Annotated in this window: 1 protein-coding gene; it reads right to left on the bottom strand. The window is 49.8% G+C overall.

Annotated elements, in window-relative coordinates:
- On the bottom strand, positions 1-251 hold a 251-nt coding region (locus Q5762_RS39140; protein WP_315897083.1), incomplete at both ends, for a hypothetical protein.

Here is a 251-nt window from a genome sequence, read left to right as displayed (position 1 = left end):
GGCAACCTTGTGGTCAGACGATGTGACCATCAGTTCCTGATTGTAGGCATTGACCGGCGTGATACCGATCTCAAGTTCCACATCAGTACCGATAGGGACACCAATAGCAGCAGAACCGCTATTGGTAATCTCCGTCACCTTGATGGGTGCATGAGACACCACGGCGTAGTTCTGAAGATCAGTCACACTGTCAGGGAAGAATGCAGCCTTGTTCTGTTCAGTGTCAGAACGGTGATAAACCAGTTCCTGAA

It is taken from the genome of Streptomyces sp. P9(2023), assembly GCF_032436795.1.
Taxonomy (GTDB): domain Bacteria; phylum Actinomycetota; class Actinomycetes; order Streptomycetales; family Streptomycetaceae; genus Streptomyces.
Note: the sequence above shows the minus strand (reverse complement) of the source record. Positions and strands in the feature narration are given on the sequence as shown.